The 16,723-nt window shown below is 43.5% G+C and carries 15 protein-coding genes and 1 pseudogene; 11 read left to right on the top strand and 5 right to left on the bottom strand.

Translation table 11 applies throughout. The annotated features are described in order from the left end of the window. Positions 1–111: 111 nt before the first annotated feature. Positions 112–942 carry an enhanced serine sensitivity protein SseB C-terminal domain-containing protein gene (locus tag AC5YB3_RS19210; RefSeq protein ID WP_494525958.1) on the top strand — a complete coding sequence of 277 codons (831 nt, stop codon included), beginning with the start codon at positions 112–114 and terminating at the stop codon, positions 940–942. A 221-nt stretch (positions 943–1,163) separates the two neighbouring features. Here AC5YB3_RS19210 and AC5YB3_RS19215 read toward each other — a convergent pair whose 3' ends face one another. After that, positions 1,164–2,396: a serine hydrolase domain-containing protein gene (locus tag AC5YB3_RS19215; RefSeq protein ID WP_494525959.1), complete on the bottom strand. Its 1,233-nt coding sequence runs from the start codon at positions 2,394–2,396 to the stop codon at positions 1,164–1,166. An 801-nt stretch (positions 2,397–3,197) separates the two neighbouring features. Between AC5YB3_RS19215 and AC5YB3_RS19220 the strand changes: the two genes are divergently transcribed. Both AC5YB3_RS19220 and AC5YB3_RS19225 read left to right on the top strand, forming a co-directional pair. Further along, positions 3,198–3,557, top strand: a complete 360-nt coding sequence (locus AC5YB3_RS19220) for a hypothetical protein (RefSeq protein ID WP_494525960.1) — start codon at positions 3,198–3,200, stop codon at positions 3,555–3,557. Between the two features lie 26 nt (positions 3,558–3,583). Then, positions 3,584–4,174 (top strand): hypothetical protein, encoded by a 591-nt coding sequence (locus tag AC5YB3_RS19225; RefSeq protein ID WP_494525961.1) that lies wholly within the window; start codon positions 3,584–3,586, stop codon positions 4,172–4,174. Here the strand turns inward: AC5YB3_RS19225 and AC5YB3_RS19230 are convergent. Further along, positions 4,152–5,113: pseudogene (locus AC5YB3_RS19230) on the bottom strand (IS5 family transposase). The gene AC5YB3_RS19225 and the pseudogene AC5YB3_RS19230 sit on opposite strands and share 23 nt — an antisense overlap. Positions 5,114–5,148: 35 nt before the next feature. On the opposite strand from AC5YB3_RS19230, the gene AC5YB3_RS19235 reads away from it, so the two are divergent. From AC5YB3_RS19235 to AC5YB3_RS19255, 5 genes are all read left to right on the top strand, one after another. Beyond that, positions 5,149–5,763: a hypothetical protein gene (locus tag AC5YB3_RS19235; protein WP_494525962.1), complete on the top strand. Its 615-nt coding sequence runs from the start codon at positions 5,149–5,151 to the stop codon at positions 5,761–5,763. Further along, entirely contained in the window at positions 5,754–6,842 is a 1,089-nt protein-coding gene (locus tag AC5YB3_RS19240; protein WP_012088765.1) for a hypothetical protein, read from the top strand. The genes AC5YB3_RS19235 and AC5YB3_RS19240 overlap by 10 nt, the downstream gene beginning before the upstream one ends. Before the next feature lie 9 nt (positions 6,843–6,851). Further along, the gene (locus AC5YB3_RS19245) at positions 6,852–7,529 is read left to right on the top strand and encodes a hypothetical protein (protein ID WP_259542944.1); all 678 of its coding nucleotides are present in this window, start codon (positions 6,852–6,854) and stop codon (positions 7,527–7,529) included. Between the two features lie 74 nt (positions 7,530–7,603). After that, positions 7,604–8,875, top strand: coding sequence for a CsgG/HfaB family protein (locus AC5YB3_RS19250; RefSeq protein ID WP_494525963.1), 1,272 nt, complete (start codon positions 7,604–7,606; stop codon positions 8,873–8,875). Positions 8,876–8,885: 10 nt separating this feature from the next. Continuing rightward, complete coding sequence (locus tag AC5YB3_RS19255) at positions 8,886–10,199, top strand: DUF6844 domain-containing protein (RefSeq protein WP_494525964.1); 1,314 nt, start codon at positions 8,886–8,888, stop codon at positions 10,197–10,199. Between the two features lie 619 nt (positions 10,200–10,818). Here the strand turns inward: AC5YB3_RS19255 and AC5YB3_RS19260 are convergent. Together AC5YB3_RS19260 and AC5YB3_RS19265 are read right to left on the bottom strand one after the other, a co-directional pair. Then, positions 10,819–11,367: a DUF1415 domain-containing protein gene (locus tag AC5YB3_RS19260; RefSeq protein ID WP_494525965.1), complete on the bottom strand. Its 549-nt coding sequence runs from the start codon at positions 11,365–11,367 to the stop codon at positions 10,819–10,821. Positions 11,368–11,394: 27 nt separating this feature from the next. Next, entirely contained in the window at positions 11,395–11,988 is a 594-nt protein-coding gene (locus AC5YB3_RS19265; RefSeq protein ID WP_115335073.1) for a LysE family translocator, read from the bottom strand. A 401-nt stretch (positions 11,989–12,389) separates the two neighbouring features. Here AC5YB3_RS19265 and AC5YB3_RS19270 point away from each other — a divergent pair, with 401 nt between their 5' ends. Then, positions 12,390–13,109 (top strand): DUF4136 domain-containing protein, encoded by a 720-nt coding sequence (locus AC5YB3_RS19270; protein WP_494525966.1) that lies wholly within the window; start codon positions 12,390–12,392, stop codon positions 13,107–13,109. 218 nt (positions 13,110–13,327) lie between these two features. Here the strand turns inward: AC5YB3_RS19270 and AC5YB3_RS19275 are convergent, their stop codons facing one another. Continuing rightward, a complete protein-coding gene (locus AC5YB3_RS19275) occupies positions 13,328–14,149 on the bottom strand; it encodes a DUF2797 domain-containing protein (RefSeq protein WP_259520950.1) in 822 nt (273 codons plus the stop codon). Positions 14,150–14,520: 371 nt separating this feature from the next. Here AC5YB3_RS19275 and AC5YB3_RS19280 point away from each other — a divergent pair, with 371 nt between their 5' ends. Both AC5YB3_RS19280 and AC5YB3_RS19285 read left to right on the top strand, forming a co-directional pair. After that, complete coding sequence (locus tag AC5YB3_RS19280; protein WP_494525967.1) at positions 14,521–15,675, top strand: alpha/beta hydrolase; 1,155 nt, start codon at positions 14,521–14,523, stop codon at positions 15,673–15,675. 100 nt (positions 15,676–15,775) lie between these two features. After that, on the top strand, positions 15,776–16,663 hold the full coding sequence (locus AC5YB3_RS19285; RefSeq protein WP_259215542.1) for a DMT family transporter: 888 nt from the start codon (positions 15,776–15,778) through the stop codon (positions 16,661–16,663). The last annotated feature ends 60 nt before the right edge of the window (positions 16,664–16,723 follow it).

Below are 16,723 nucleotides of genomic sequence, written 5' to 3' on the forward strand. Positions count from 1 at the left end.
GTTTTAATATGCCCGCACGATATTATCTGTTCAGTGTTAATTGAATTGCTTAAAGTATTTTAACGCTTTGATAAGAAAGGACTGAACTGCTAAATAAAAGGATGTTTGTCAATGCTGTACCACTTAGAAGCGACCAATCCACTCGAACAATGTTTTGAAAAGGCATTAAGCAATAATGCGTATGCTGAGGCGTTTTATCAGCAATTGAGCCAAGCAAAACTCTTTATCTTGAGTGAGGGTAGCGAGCATGCGCCGCAGGCGGGCGATGGCGCTATCGCTATCAGCATCAAGCAATGGTATATCCCCTTAGAAGATGGCAGCGATCATCCTTTCACCCCTATTTTTACCTCCCAAATCGCGGTTGATAAAGCCATTGAGCTGATGAAAAGCGAAGGCACTGAGTACCATGGCGTGATGGAACTCGAAGCGGCCACGATTTTTCAGCTGCTATTGCAGTCGGGCAACGATATGGCGCTGAATCCCAACAGTAATATGTCGAAAACCTTAGATGAAGATGAGATCCGCTATATGCTATTACCGGATTTTTCTTTGGTTGAACAAAGGGGCGAACTGGTTATTCTGGGCAAAGTCTTCAGTGATGAACTGCCCATTTTTGCGGAGTTAAAGGAAATACTCTCAAACTATAAGAGTGTCCAGAAAGCCTATCTTATCGAGTCCAACTCGTTGAACTTTGGTAGGAGTTGCACAGATCATGCGCTCTGTTTGATGGTGCAGTTTGTCGCTGATGATGCCGATGATTTAAGTCGGGTAAGGGCAGATGTGGATAGAATGCAGCGTAAAATGGACCCCAATAGTTGGGAGGTGAAAGTGCATCAAATGCGCGCAGATGTTCAAGAACCCCTCGGACAGTTTTGTGTTGAAAAAGCCGAGCCTTTTTACCGTCAGTCGTTGTTTGCAAAAATGAAGCGCTGGTTTGCCTAATCATAAATAACAGGCTTATCTTTTTACCTGCTAATTGAATGAGTTAAGGCTTATTCGCGCTTTCTGTGGCGATCATCGCTGCTATTTTGTCGCCGCAATTTTAAAGCGAGCCGCCAGCTAAATGGGTTTTAGTCTGGCGTCTGGCAATGTACTGTTTCTCTTCGCATTACTGCTCAATGTGCTGTTATTTAATGCCTTATTTAATGCCTTATTTAAGCAGCTTACTTTTCTGTCACTTTAAATTCTGGCCAGTCATATTCGGCTGAAATACTGGCCAGAATTTCCTTTATTAAGGCGGCACCATTATCGCCGTTGGTCAGCACAACTGCTCCCTGTCCGGTTTGGGTATAACCATATAATTGGCTGCGGAAGCCTTCATTGCCGCCACTATGGCTAAAGCTTATCCGGTCAGGCAGTTGTTCAACAAAAAAGCCAAGACCGGTTTCACCCAATAGTCGGGTTAACATGGTTTTGGTCACATCCGTTGAGAGTATTTTATTGGACGTTCCCGCCTCCGACTGTTGCACTTCAATGATGACTTTGGCTAAATCCGTCGCCGTCGTCCACAGACCTGCTGCCGCCAGCTCGGGGTTTTGATGCCACAGACCCGCAATTGCAGCGCCATTTTCATCATGTCCTGCAGCGGCATTGCTGCGCGCTTCGGCTGGTAAGGTTTGTGCGAAGAAACTGTGCTGCATATCTAAAGGAGAAAAGAGGGTTTGTTGCAGCAATTGCGGAAAATCCTGTTTGCTGGCCTCAATCATCATCAATTGGGCGATAGTGTAACCACCACCAGAATAGCTCCATTGGGTGCCTGGTACGGCTTCGACCCGAATCGCATCGGTATTGGACGGAGCAATACCGTTTAGCACCGCCAGTAAGTCGGGCAGAGGCTGCCCATCGGCATAACCTTTAAAGCCATGAACATTGATGCCGCCACTGTGGTTAAGCAATTGTCGTAGGCTGACTTTGTGCTCTTTGGTAAATTCATTGTCAGGCAGCTTCCAGCTGAGCAATTGGTTATTGATATCACCGTCCAGTTGCAGTTTTCCTTGTTCAACCAGATGCAATGCTGCTAGCGCGGTGAGGGATTTACTGATGGAAGCGGCCTGAAATAATGTTGTTGGTGTCGTGCTTTGCGCATCGTTAGCGCCGTCTTTCCCCGCAATATTGACGCCATAAGCCCGAGCCCATTCAATGCGGCCATTATTGACGACCGCAATACTGACCGCAGGCACCCGATAATATTGCATCCGATCCACAAGGTTCATCTTTTGCGCTGAGGCGCCTTTAGCAACCACTAAGCTGGAAAGCCCGTGCTCGACGCGGCTAATGCTGTCATTTTGCGCCACATCATCTTGAGTGGCAGTCGCGGCTGATAATGCTCCCAGATAACAACAGCCGAACATCAATAAAGCCAACGCGTTACGTAGCGGATTTAGCATATTGAGCATGTGATTTTAGTCCTTTATCAAATGTTGAAAATCCTTGGCGAAATAGGTCTTTTTCCGGTGTTCGTTTGTCAAAACAAACGGCAGTATTTAGCGTGGCGCATCACTGAGTGTGGATTTGTTTCGTAACAGCCTGATGAACTGAACATATTGGACTGTGGTTACAGTTGCAATCTCGCAGGTGTAACTAATGATGACACGCTTTAGTTACCAATAGGTATTTAGCTATTTGCCATTGCGTATGATGCCGCTGCTTTAATTCAACGCGGCGAGACTTTGTGGATTAAGACTTCTTTGAGTTGTTTCATGAATCTGAATCGTTGTCAGTTGTAAATCGAGTGCAGTTGCTTCCGTGACACGCCGTGAAGCCATCCATGTCATCGAAGGTCTCGTCAGCTCCTACATTCGATTTTAGTGATAAGTATTCTGAGAGTTATCAATATTTTTTTATAAGTTTTCTTGGGATATAGATCAAGGTTTTATGTGAATAATTTGTTGAAAAATAAGAGTTAGTCATGCTAAATTACGCGCACATTTAAATTGTCTTGTCTGAATAATTGAGTCTAAGCCATTTCTGGATTTGGAGTTTTCTCGAGGTTTTAGTCAAGTATTGTGATGAACGTCAAAAGTGGTGCTATCAAGTTTCACCTCGATGGTCTTTTTTACACATTAAATGTCGAAAAATTCACATTTATATAGCTAATTTGTATTAGATGGCTAGCACTATTTATGCACGCCTCAAATGGGAAAGATTTTGCTATTGCATAATCAATTCCAAAAATATAGGTAACGGAATACTGGAATATGCGCAAAATTTTCTCACCTTGGTTCTTCTCGGCTGTAATTTTATTATTGTTGGTATCTTGCACCTCCATATCTCCACTGCAAGGTCATTGGGTATTATATGTTGGTAAAACTACATACCCTGTAGAAATTACACATCTAGATGCTAATGAATTCATGCTTTTCTCCGAATTGAAGGAAATTAGTGGTCGATACCAAGTCAACGAAAAAAAAATGATTTTACTCAAAGCAAATCAACCGCGAATCTCAGGCGTCGAGTTTGAGCTAAATACTTCCAACAATTGGGTTATAACAAATTCGCCACCAGCTGCGCGCCTTTCAATGCCAATTTTCGGTGCAACTTTGGTTAAGACACAATGATTTATTTGAGGTCGCTTTGCGTTACATTGTCGATATTTGTATTTAGTTACAATACATATGCAAATGATATTGAGATTTTTTATGCTGGAGTATCTTATCTTGGCGACAGCCAATACATTACGAAATCTTACCCATTTACTAGCAAAATTAACGAAAACTTAGAGGGGCAATTTGTCCTTGATAAGCTGACTAGGGAAATAGTCAAGCAGACTAATAACCCTTTATACTCTGTCAATACCAATTCATTAGCAGATCTCAATAATGAAAATCAGTTGACGATGACTCTGGCCATTTCTTCTGAAAGCACTTCAATAGAACAGATTGATGACTCCCACCGGCTTTGGATTCAAGTTTTAGCACAAGTATTTATTTTCGATTTCAAGAAAATGCAAATAGTTGCGAATCAACCAATAGCACTTTCCTATGTTGAAGTTTACCCAGAGGCACCAAGCGAAGAACTAATTTTAAATGTATTTAGAGAACAGTTTTTTTCACAAAACTCATTAGGAATGCTTGAACTATCAAATGCTTTGTCGAGGCTAAAATTAAACAATAGTGGCAAGAACACTGTTCAGGTAGCATCGGCGTTGTTGATTAAATCATTTCATAGAACGTAATCGTTCCAAGACTTCTGCCGATTAAGCAACTTGCTGGCGAACGGGCATACCCAGTCTAATGACTTTGTTCATCGCCTTCACACCAGCCAACGCCTCTGCAACTTGCCCATTGTAATCACGTAAACTTAGCATTGGACTATTCAACTGTTTATATCGGCCCATGGCGGTCTCTGCTAGAGAGCGCTGGTGATAGCCGTTATCGATTTTCCATTGTTTCAGCTGACCCGCTTTCAGTGCTTCTACCGCTTCATTACGTGGATGCCCCTTTTCCCATAACCCCGCATTTGAGCGCGGTGGGATGGTAGCTTTACAGCCTTTACGTCGCAGTAATTGATAACAACCCTTTGTATCATAAGCCCCATCTGCCGATACCTGCGTTATCTTTCGCCGTAAAGGATTGAGCAAGGTCGGCAATACTTCATTATCGCCTACTGACACAAGACTGACTTCAGCTGCAACGACTTCGTGAGTGCTTGCATCTATGGCTAAGTGCAACTTGCGCCATGTGCGGCGTTTTTCGCTGCCATGCTTGCGCGTTTTCCATTCCCCTTCACCAAACACTTTCAGGCCCGTGGCATCGACAACCACATGCGTTATCGGTCCGCGACTGGGGTTGCGGTACTTGATATTGATTGTCTTAGCGCGTTTACTGATAGAGGTGTAATCAGGTGATGTTAGTGGAACATTCATCAATGTAAATAATGAGTTGAGAAAGCCTTCTAGCGCACGCAACGATAAATTAAAGATGCCTTTGACCATCAACGCGGTTTCAATCGCCACATCACTATAGCTAAACCCGCGTCCACGCCCGCCATGATGCTCATGGCAGTACCACGCTTTTACTGCAGCTTCATCCACCCAGAAGGTGAGCGAACCACGGTTCACTAACGCTTGGTTGTATTGCTTCCAATTAACGATTTTACGTATTGATTTGCCCATGTTGCCGTCCTGAAGGTGAGTCAGGAGATCTGATCATGGCAACACCGATTAGTTCACTGATTTGTGCAACAACGCCGGTAGCATCTGTAAAAATTAGTGACGCAGCACTTCAGGTCATTCCTACAACTGCTACTCCAAAGGAAATATCGCAAAAAGCAGGAGAAAATTTCACTCAATTTCTTTCATCGAACCAAGGGATCACAATGCTCCCTTTTGTTAAAGGCCATGCGGTAGGCAATAAGCTTGCTGGGAAATTCTCTGACGGTAGGGTTTACTCACTGGAACTACCAGAGCCTAATTATGCAATTGATATCGAAGTGACTCACTTCGTTAAGAAAATTCATGATACAAAATCTGCAGGGACATCATGGATCTATGTGGCTAGAGGTCGCTTCAGATTTTATGAACCTCTAAGCGGGCAAAATATATTTGAAGAATACCTTTTTAATGGGATAACAAAAATTATCCCAGCAAGCCAAAAAAATATTGTGGAATGGCCTGTTTACCAAGAATCACTCTTCTTATTGTTTGATCAGTTCACAAAGCAAATAGATATACCGGATCGTAACTGGCTGAGCATTCACGCGCAGTCTAGCGACAAATTCAAGGAATTAAAAAAATTAAAGGAGGTTATTGAGTCATGCCGTTGAAAAGACAGGTCTGCCTATTGGGTTTATTATTTATTTCATTTTTTTCTGTATCAGAAATAAATATTAAAGGTTCTGCTGAAACCGTTTACGACGGTTGGGGTAAACCTTCTGCCGAAGAAACACAAACTCTCAAGAAAAAAGCAGAAAACGCGGCCTTATCGCGATGGGCTTCTCAGCAAGGTGCAAGTTTTTTGAAGAATTATGACTTAGTAAGAAGTCAAATTGAAGATAGGCTTGCTGATTATGTAATCACATCGACAGTAATCACTGAGGTGCTTGATAAAGAAACCAAACGATTCAATATGGTTGTAAAGGTTACTCTTGATGATACTCGACTACTTAATTTTGTTAATGATTCCTCAACGGTTGCGAATACAAATGCAGCTGAAAAATCACTTTTGACATTTGTTTTTGTATCTCGCCGGCAGGATTCTATCCAGCAATTTGATAAAAAGGTATTTAAAAGGGAAGACCGAAGTTCATATGCGGATGGTGCGGAAACTGAAATAAATAATGGCTCAGATGTCTCCTTCAACTCTAAATCTACATCAAGCGATGAAGTCACCGTAGGTGGAAGCTCAACACGAAAAGCAGACAATATTACATATAAAGTTGCTTCAGCATCAGAAATCAATATCACGATGACAGAAGTTTTTAGTAACGCTGGTTTTGAAGTCGTAGAAGCAGAATATATTGAAGAAGAAACCGCAGGACTTCTTAAAGTTGACAACTTCAAAGCTGATTTCAGCTCCGGAGATGATATTAGTGGAACCACGCAACGAAACGCTGCTAAAGGGGCAAAAATGATCGATCTGCCCTATCTCGCAGTTGGCACCCTCGATATCGGACTTGCTGAAGATGACTCATCTACCGGTTTAAAACGTGTTGCAGTTACTGTTACAGGCAAATTAATCGGCTTAAACGGGCGATTTCCTAAAACAATCGCTGCAGTAGGCCCAGTTCAGATTGCGGGGGTTGGTCCAACATCCACAGAAGCTGAGAAAAATGCTTTGAAAGTCGCTTCTGAGAGAGCAGCTACAGAGCTAGTGAATCAATTGAATTCAAAATCAATCAAGTAAGGAAACATCATGAAAAACAAAAAAGTGGTATTAGCATCATTAGTTACTGCATTAATTGCATCAACCCCAGTTATCGCTGATTGGTCGAAAGCGGCTAGTTTATTGGGTGGCGATAATAATAAAACAACTCAAAATGGAGCTATAGAATCTCAAAATGCATTTTTAGCACAGTTTGTTTCTTCATCAAAAACAATTACTGACGCCCAGTTGTTGGCGGCTAAATCGCTAAATCTAGATGAAATGGCTGCAAAAATTGAAGCTGAAAGAAAAGCAAAAGATGGCCAGTCTGTAGAACAACTTAAAACTGCAAAAGAAACTGGAAGTAATCTTAATAGTGCAATAGAAAAAGCGATGAATGATGGTGTTAAGTTAGACGCTGATTCGAAAAAGTTATATCTAGAAGCGCTTGTTCAGTATTCCGTCGGTTTGGTTCAAACTAAATCTGTAGTTGATAGTGCGCCTGGATTTTTGAGCTCAGCAAAAGATACTATATCTTCAGCATCTATGACAGAAAAGCTTTCAGTTACAGGCAAGCTTGAAGATGGAATGTATGTTGCCAAGGAAATACCTGCATACGCCAAATCTCTTTGGGACACCTCAAACTTAATGATTTCTTTCGCAAAAAGTAATGATATCGAAGTTCCGGCAGATGCAACAAAAGCATTATCAGGTATGTCTTTTAACTAATTGCAAATAGCCAGTATTTATGACAAGGCTGGTCCTATACCAACCTTGTCATTTACGGCTACAGGGACGTATTTATGTATCGATTATTCTTATTGTCGGCTGTTTTAGCGATCAGCATGCCTTTATCGGCTGCAACAAAGACCGCAACTAGAGAAATTGAAATAGAGTCTCAAGGTACTTCGTATCAATCTGCAGTCAACGAAGCATTAGTAGACGCCATATCAAGAGTACACGGAAAACAAATTTCTTCAGAAAAGCTTTCAGAATCTGTCGAGGTGTCTGTAGCTGACGGTGCCCAGCAAGACTATCTCTCCGGTGACGCATATCAAAGCCAAATTAGAGAAAAAACTGAAGGCATGGTTTTAGGGTTTGAAGTTTTAAATTCAGAACAAATATCTGACAATAAATGGTCTGTATTAGTTAAAGTTCAGGTTGCCGACTATAAGAAGTCAGAAAGTGCAGATAGACAACGTATTGCAGTACTTCCATTTAAAACTACAAAGCAGGCATTTAGTTTGGCTGGACAAAGTACAAAGGCCGAAACCGTAGCAAACACTTTAAGTTCTTCTGTTATTGAGAGGCTGGTAACTACGCGCAAATTTGCGATTCTAGACCGAGATTTTGATGAGTCGACAAAAAGTGAATTGGCTAGGATTAGCACTGGCGATGTGGCCCCCGCAGAATTCTCCCGCCTTACTCAAGGGCTGATAGCCGACTATGTATTAGTCGGTGCTATAGATGCCTTAAATTTTGACCTTTATGAACGAACAATGAGGACCTCAGATAAGAAATTTGTCAGTGGTCAAGGGCGCATCAAAGTTTCATTTCGTCTAATTGAAGTCGCCACCTCACAAATTGTCCTTAGTGGGTCAGCAAGTTCTGAATTAACTGATAAAAATCTGGCGAATGGCGTGCAAACCTCTGCAACCGAAATAATTCAACAGTTCAACTCTAAAATTGCAGCGTCGATTGTGCGTGATACTACTGATCAAATTTATCCTCTAACCATTGTTGGTCGACAAGGTGATGAAGTTATAGTTTCCGAAGGTAGTTCTACGCTAAAAGAAGGACAGCAATATCAGGTTTTTCGTCGATTAGAGAAAGTTGTTGACCCATACACCAATGAACTCATCGGTTGGTCGGAAGAATTTTGCTGCGAAGTTCAGATAACACGCGTCACTACAAGACTTTCATATGGAACACTCTCAAAGTTGAAAATGGAATTACCTGAATCGATAAAGCCTAAAACATTAATGCTTAGAGAAATTAAGAAAACAAATATCATATCTAAGAAGCCAACTTCTGCGCAAAAACCAATTACCCCAAAAGAAAGTAAAGACTGGTAAGGGAAATATCATGAAACTGACAAATATTGCTTTGGCATTTGCCACAATTTTTATAACACTACATCCATTTACCTCACATGCTTCGGAAGAAACTGCAGTAAATGTAGAAGCTTATGATAAAGACGTCGAACCATTTAAATCTGTTGGCTCAGTTCTAGATGAGCAGATTTCAGCGTACTTTCGCTCGATAAAAGCATCACCAGGTTTACCATCCGCAACTGGTAAAACTTATTATTCGGCAACTCAGACTGTCTCTGTTAGTCCTGAAAGCCCTGACTTCCCTAAAGCGTTGCAGATTGCGTTCGACAAAGCATTTAATAACGCTCGTGCAGAATTTATTTTTGACAGATTTGGAAGAGAAACTAGTAAGACATATGCGGAGCTATACGAAAATGGAAATAGTGACCGGGACACGTTTAACCCTGAGATGTGCGAGAAGTCTAAACTAGAGTCGATTTATGACAAAATTATCGCATTAGCCGAGAGTGAATTAGATAAAGCGCTTGAGGATAATGGTGTAGACCCCGTAGCATTTAAATCAACGCCAGAGACTGCACGTAAGGATTTGTTCATCGATAAAAGTATTGAGACAATTAGTCGCAGAGCAAATGGCGAGATTGTCGGTATACTACCCGTTAAATCGTTCTATGCCATTGATACGAAAGGGACTCCCAAAGTTGGTGTTGTCATGGTTCATGCACCGGAGCTTGTTGATGTCGCAAACGATATACGTGTGGGAAAAACACCGTCATTACGAGGTAAAAAACCTGGGAAACCTGTCAGCACCTACGTCAACCTTCCGGAGTCAGAGCTAATAGCAAATTTCGGACCTCGCTTAGTGTTTGATGAGCAAAATAGGCCCGTAATTCTCGCATACGCCCAATGGAACAGCGCCTATCAAGGTAATGATTCACGACAAAGCGAGCGTTCAAGAGATGCAGCGTTCAAAAAAGCCGATATGCAAGCTTCGCAACTAATCACTGAATTTCTAAGTGGTAAATTATCTCAGCAATCAGAGCTAATCGCAGGTGAATATATCCACCGATATATTGAAACTGACTGCAAGAACCAAACCGAACAAGAAAAATCTACATTAATTGACGAATACGCAAGTAAGCTCAAAATTACAGCTAGCGCAAAAGTTTCCGGCTCGACCGTAATCAAGAAATGGTCGCTTATGAATAAGTATGGTGGGGAAACTATTGGTGTCATTAGAGCTTGGACGCCTGAACTATCCGATCTTATTCAGGAAATCTCAACTAAACAACATAAAAGCAAAGTCAATTCTAGCTCTGGGGATCTTGATCCTGAAGAGTCATGGTAAATTCTATAAGGTGTAGGCCATTTAAATATATTTGAAAGTTATGTTATCGAATTACGGGCTAGCGTCAAAGTAGGATTTATAAGTAATATTTAATTTATGGAGATTTAAATCAACTATCCTTGGCGTCGCTTTTTGCAAGGTAATTATACCTTCCCCCAGTCGTAGACTAACAAGGCGTATTGTTGTCGATGCGACGGCTCTTAACGTCTTGGTTGAGGTGAATGAAACTGCAGCGAACATGGAGAAAGTTGTAATTGGCTATAGATGAAAGCAAAAGAGTTGACAGGCAAACTTTTGTAAAATTTGGCTAACAGGGTTACATCTTTGCTCTGACTGACAACTGAAACTTGTTTACCTGAACTCGATGTATGTAGTGGTCAACTAAAACTGGCCACGGTTTTAGTTGACCACTACAGTATTATGTCGGGAACATAATTGACCATGTGATCGCGGCATTCGCACTTCCATGTACAGCAGATGTCGTCGTCGAGCCCTCAGGGACGAGTTTACGGCGTGTCACTGGAGTGACAGTGCTTAATTTTTGGATACCAAGGTTAAGTGATTACTCTACAACTTCTTATATTTACCATCTCTCTCAGTTATTTCTGAGGCGCTCAAGCTATTTCCCCATGCACTCTGCTAACAACTTAACGAAAAAGTCGCTGCCTTTGCGTTCGCAAAAGGCAATATTACGTTCTGGGATGGTTTCGGGATCGTTGTAGTTAGCAAGGGCTAACTCCATGCTGGCTTCGCGGATGATGTGCAGGGTTGGATAGGGCGCGCGGTTGGTGAAGTTGGCTGCCCCGTCCTGTGGTTCGCCATCGAAACAATAGTCTGGGTGGAAGGTGGCGAGTTGATATGTGCCTTCGTACTCGTGTTCGATAAGCGTATCGGTTGCCATGTCGACGAGGTCAAGATAGGCATAAAAGCCCTCAAAACCTCGGGGCAGAATAAACAGCGTGGTTTCGGCTTCGGGGTGTGCGTCGAGGTATTGGCACTCTTCAATCAATACCTTAAGCACTTGTTTGACTTTGGTTTGTTCCACCACTAGATACCGAATACTGCCGCGTTCGACTTCTTGTCTGGCGAAGGGGCAAATATTGTATTTCATGATCACTTTTTTGACCCAGTTGTCGGTTTGTTCAATGATCATGTCGATTTCGTTCATGGTGGTCGTGGCTCGTGCTGACAAAAATTAGGGGGCGATCATAGGGATGATAGACGCCACAAGCAAGACTGCCATAGTGATATTGAAGATCTTCTGTTGGCGCTCATTTTTTAAAATGCGCTTAAGGGCCACGCCAAAACCGAGCCAAACAATGGCGCAGGGGAAGGCGACACATAAAAATACCGTTGCGATAGTAATCACTTGCGGAGTTAAATCTTGCTGCACTGACGTGAATGTTGCAATTGCGCCCACCGCCATGATCCAGCCCTTAGGATTCACCCATTGAAACGCTGCGGCTTGAATAAAACTAAAGGGTTTGGCAATGGCTTTGCCTTCCATCTTGCTACTGCTGTTGGCGATTAGCCAAGACAGATACAAAAGGTAACCTATACCGACGACTTTAATCACTTGATGGATGATAGGATAGCTTTGGAAGAGCGCGCTTAAGCCCAAGCCGATCGCGAGGATCATGGTTGGGAAGCCAAGGCTTATTCCCATCAGGTGCGGAATACTGCGTTTTACGCCAAAGTTAACCCCTGAGGTCATCAGCATTATATTGTTCGGCCCTGGGGTGATCCCCGATGAGAAGGCGAATAGCGCGATAGCGAGTATTAACTCCATAGATAGATCTCACACCTTTCATTTTCGTTGTATGGCATTGTGATTAATGGCGATATTTCGGCTGCGGCCGTCGCATCATCTGCCTGCGCAATACTGTGTGGCTAGCAGGGTTTTTGCGGCGTTTGATTGCAGCGCAGGCGAGGCATTCTAGCGGTTAAATATTGCCGCGCCTATACGGCATAGCGAGTTTATAAACGAAAAGAATAACAAAATAGGTTGAAGCACTAACAGGCTCAATATTGAATGGAGAGTATTAGCGCAGGCTGGTAATTTCCCAGTGATGGCGAGAACATCAATCTATATTGGAGTATGCTGATTTAACACTATGATGCATATCAACTTTCAGTTTTAGCAATAGCGACTATCCTTAGACAGAATTTTATAAAATGAGGGAACAGTGCATGATTAATTCGCTGCATAACACGTTACATCGAGAGCGAAGTGGAGAGCTTAATCGGGGCCTAAGTCGAAGGCAGGATCTAAGCCTAAGTCGAGGACTAAATCTAGATATTAGCCGAGTGCTCAATAGGTATTTAGCTGTGTTAGTGCTGCTGTTCACGGGCGTTTTAGGTCTTACTGGGTGCGTGACTGTGACGGATAACGCGGCGCAGCCGCTGCGAACCACAGTCGTGATGTCTGGCGATCTCAGTGAATTACCACCAACCGCCATGACGTACACTTGGCATCCCAAGTTTCAAAAAATTATCACAGACAAGCGCTTAGAGCCGCAGCAAGTGTTACAGCACATGCAAGATGTCTTAAAGCAAAGCTTGCAAAATAAAGGATATCGCTGGGTTGAAGACCCACAACTGGCGGATTTTCAGGTCGGGTTTGGTGTCGCCATGGGCACTGAAATGAGCGATGAGCAAATTCTGGCGGTAACAGGCTTGGTTGCTGGGCTTTCGACCGACGGTGTGAACACTAAAAAGTATGACAAGGGCACAGTGGTGATAGCACTGTTTAAGCCGACTAAAATAAAGGGCGGCGATGACGAACCCATTTGGCGTGTGCTTGCCCAAGGTTTTGGCAACATTAAAAAGATGGATGAGCTAACCGAAAACTTCGACAGTTTAATTGCCAGCATGGTGGCTAACATGCCATCGGTTAATGTGGCACCTTAGTCAGCATCTTGATAGGAGCATTCGTCAGATAAACGGGATTAGTAAACGGCATTAGTGCTTAATTGAGCGGCTCGGTCCCACATTTGTGGCGCTAGCTCCCATTTTTGAATGGTGAGGCATGGTATTTTAGTGACAGCCATCTCAATAAAGGGCGCGACAGTGAAAACTGCCGCGCTTTTTCATTTTAACGGGGTAAGTCCCGTTTCGATTTCAGGCTATCAGTCGTGCTCGACGCTGATCTCGTAGGATGAAAACTTACGAATATTAATCACGCCGGTATCAAACATTAAATACTGACCTTTAATCCCCTGCAAAATCCCGCTCACCACCCCATTTTTATCGAAGTTGTGGGAAGTGATCTTCTTCGGAAAGGTGTCGATGGGATAATGAATCGGCTGAATCGTTTCATCTAAACGCTCGATACTGTAATCGCCTTTCTGCATACCGATTTCGTGCAGCTTAGCCTCAATTTGCGGGATCAGTTCTGCGGCTTTCGCATTCAAATCGATATCGTCGGCGTGGCCCTTTAACATGGCTTGCCAATGGGTTTTATCGTTGACCAGTTTCGCCAATTCTACTTCGACCAGACCTGAGAGTTGTCTTGTTGACACTTTAAAAATCGGCAAACCTTGGGTGGCACCTTGGTCAATCCAACGGGTGGGCAGTTGCGTGTGGCGGGTAATGCCGACTTTAATGCCCGATGTATTGGCCAAATACACATAATGCGGCACAAAACAGTGGCTCTGGGCCCACTCGGGTTCGCGGCAAGTGCCTTGGTCGTAATGACAAGTTTCCGGCTTCATGATGCACATATCGCAACTCGCCAGCTTTTGCATACAGACAAAACAGTGGCCCTGCGAGTAACTCTTCTTGCTCTTTTTACCGCAGTTGCAGCAGAAGATATTGCCCGTGTGGGTCAAGGTTAATTGCTTGCCTATCAATGGATTGAGCGGGAGTAACTCATCACCGACAACGAGTTGATATTGCACTTGTTGCGCGTCATCTAACTGTACGCGCATCTTCTTTAGCGTTCCTAACATGGTAATCCTAATGTGTTGCGTTCTGGTGCAGCTTAGTCGCTCATCATGCGGTCTAGTGCACACTTTCGTTATATCGTCATTGCGTGGCCGTCAGTATACAAGATTATCCAAGCCAGTTTAGATAGGATTTTTCGATAAGTAAGGCGATAAGTGAATCGATAAGCGAATCGATAAGTCAGTCGATAAGCGAGCCGATTAATGGCGTTAATGACCTGAGTCGATTGAATTAGTCGATTGAATGAGCTGATTGAGTGAGTTTTTGTAAACTGTACTCAACTCCATCATCTTAATCAGACTTTTTTGAGGGTAATGATTTGAGTCTTATGATGAAAACCAGTAAGTTACCCAGCATTACAAATGGAGGTGTACTTATGCGGTTGGTTTTAGTGCTGATGTTTTTCTTTTCAACGGCGGTCTTCGCACAGACGGATAAGACGGTAATTCATTCAGAAATCTTGAATGATGACATAAGCTTACAAATCCATTTGCCAGATACCTATGCGCATTCCAACGACTTTAACTATCCGGTATTAATCGTATTAGATGGCTCTACCCAATTTGAGCATGTGGCGGCGAATGTCGGTTTTTTAAGTACTTATGCCATTATTCCGGAAATGATCACCGTTGGCGTGAGTTCGGATCAACGGATGAAGTATTTTACGCCGACTCAAATCGATAAATTTAAAGACAGCTCCGGTGGTGCTGAACAGTTCAGGCAATTTTTAGAGCAAGAGCTACTCAGTACATTAGGCAAAAAATACCGCACCTCGGATTATCAAATACTCACGGGTCACTCCTTCGCTGGGCTGTTTAGCAGTTATGTGGCTATGACGCCTAATAGCCAATTTGATGCGGTGATTTCAATCAGTCCCAGTTTATGGTGGGACAGTAATTGGCTAGTGCTTAAGTCGGCAGAGTTATTACCAGCTAAGCGTGCAAAACCACTGCGCTGGTTTTTGAGTATGGCAAGTGAACCCAATGAAATGGCAAGCGCGTTTGCGGCGCAAATTAAGCAGTTGCAAGACGGCTTAGGTGCAAACTCAACGGGTAACGCATCAAAGCAACTGTATTGGTTTTACAAACATTTCCCCGATGAAACCCACGACAGTACACCGCTTGTTGGCAATATTGAGGCGTTAAAGACCCTTTTTGCCGGTTGGAATGCTGTGCCTGAAATTGCCGTTATGCCACTCAAGGACCTAAAACACTTCTATCGACAAAAGAGCGCTGAGTTTGGCTATGAATTTCCACTCTTTGCTCAGCAATATAATGTTTATGGGCTCAAAGCGACTTATGAACAAAAAACGGCTTGGGGCGTTGAAATTCTCGCAGAGGGGACGCGCGCGTTCCCCAATTCAGAGGTGTTATGGGACAGTTTAGCGACCGCCTATGATCTGGATGGGCAGCTTGAGCAGGCGATAAAAGCCTCCGATAAAGCCGTGCTACTGGCAAAACAAACGGATTCCGTGTTTTTAAATGAGATCCTCAGTCAAGCTAAACACTTGCAGTTGCGAGCGAAAAAGTAACCGCTCCAAGAGAGGGCTTAACTACAAAGTTGCAACATGTTTGGACAAGTCTCACGCGGCTAGGTAATCTTGTGATCTTTTTGTTCGCTGAGAATTTATCTTGCCTGCCAACCTGTTATTACTGCTTGCCGCCGCGATTTGGGGCTTTGGATTTGTCGCCCAAACCTTAGGCATGGAACATCTTTCCCCCTTTGCGTTTAATGGTATTCGCTTTTTAATGGGGACGTTTAGCTTAGTGCCTTTGGTGTGGTACTTGCGTCGGCAAAATAAGCTGCATGTGAGTGCGCCAAAGGATTTAGTGCGCGGCAGTTTGCTGGTTGGGGTTTTACTGTTTGCGGGCGCGTCATTTCAACAGGTCGGTTTGCAATACACCACGGCGGCGAACGCGGGCTTTATCACTGGCCTATATATAGTGTTAGTGCCTGTGCTTGGGTTAGCGCTAAAACATACGACCGGCTTGAATACTTGGCTTGGCTGCGCGATTGCCGCGGTCGGTTTGTATTTTTTAAGCGTTAAAGATGGCATGAGCATAGGTTATGGCGATGCCTTGCAGTTGGTGGGCGCCTTGTTTTGGGCATTGCACATTTTGGCAGTCGATCATTTTGCCAAGCGGATCTCGCCCGTGGTGTTAGCCATGATGCAGTTTTTTGTCTGCGGCGTGCTGAGTTTGATGGTGTCGGCGGTAATTGAAGTCACCACGCTCGATGGCGTGTTGGCGGCTTGGGGTTCACTCTTCTATGCTGGGCTGATTTCGGTAGGGATTGCTTATACCTTGCAAGTGTTGGCGCAGAAAAATGCGCATCCTGCCCATGCGGCGATTATCCTCAGTTTAGAAACCGTATTTGCGGCCATTGGCGGTATTATCTTCCTCGATGAGAGTTTGAGTGTGCGGGCATTATTCGGCTGTGGCTTGATGTTGCTGGGGATGCTGATCTCCCAAGTGCCGCTGCGTTACTTAGTCAAATCTCGGCATCAAAAAGTGACTTAAACAAAAACGCCGCTGGCATCTGCTTAGCGGCGTTTCTATTTTATGCACTTTTTAAAAAGC

Source organism: Shewanella sp. 1311 (genome assembly GCF_059338235.1).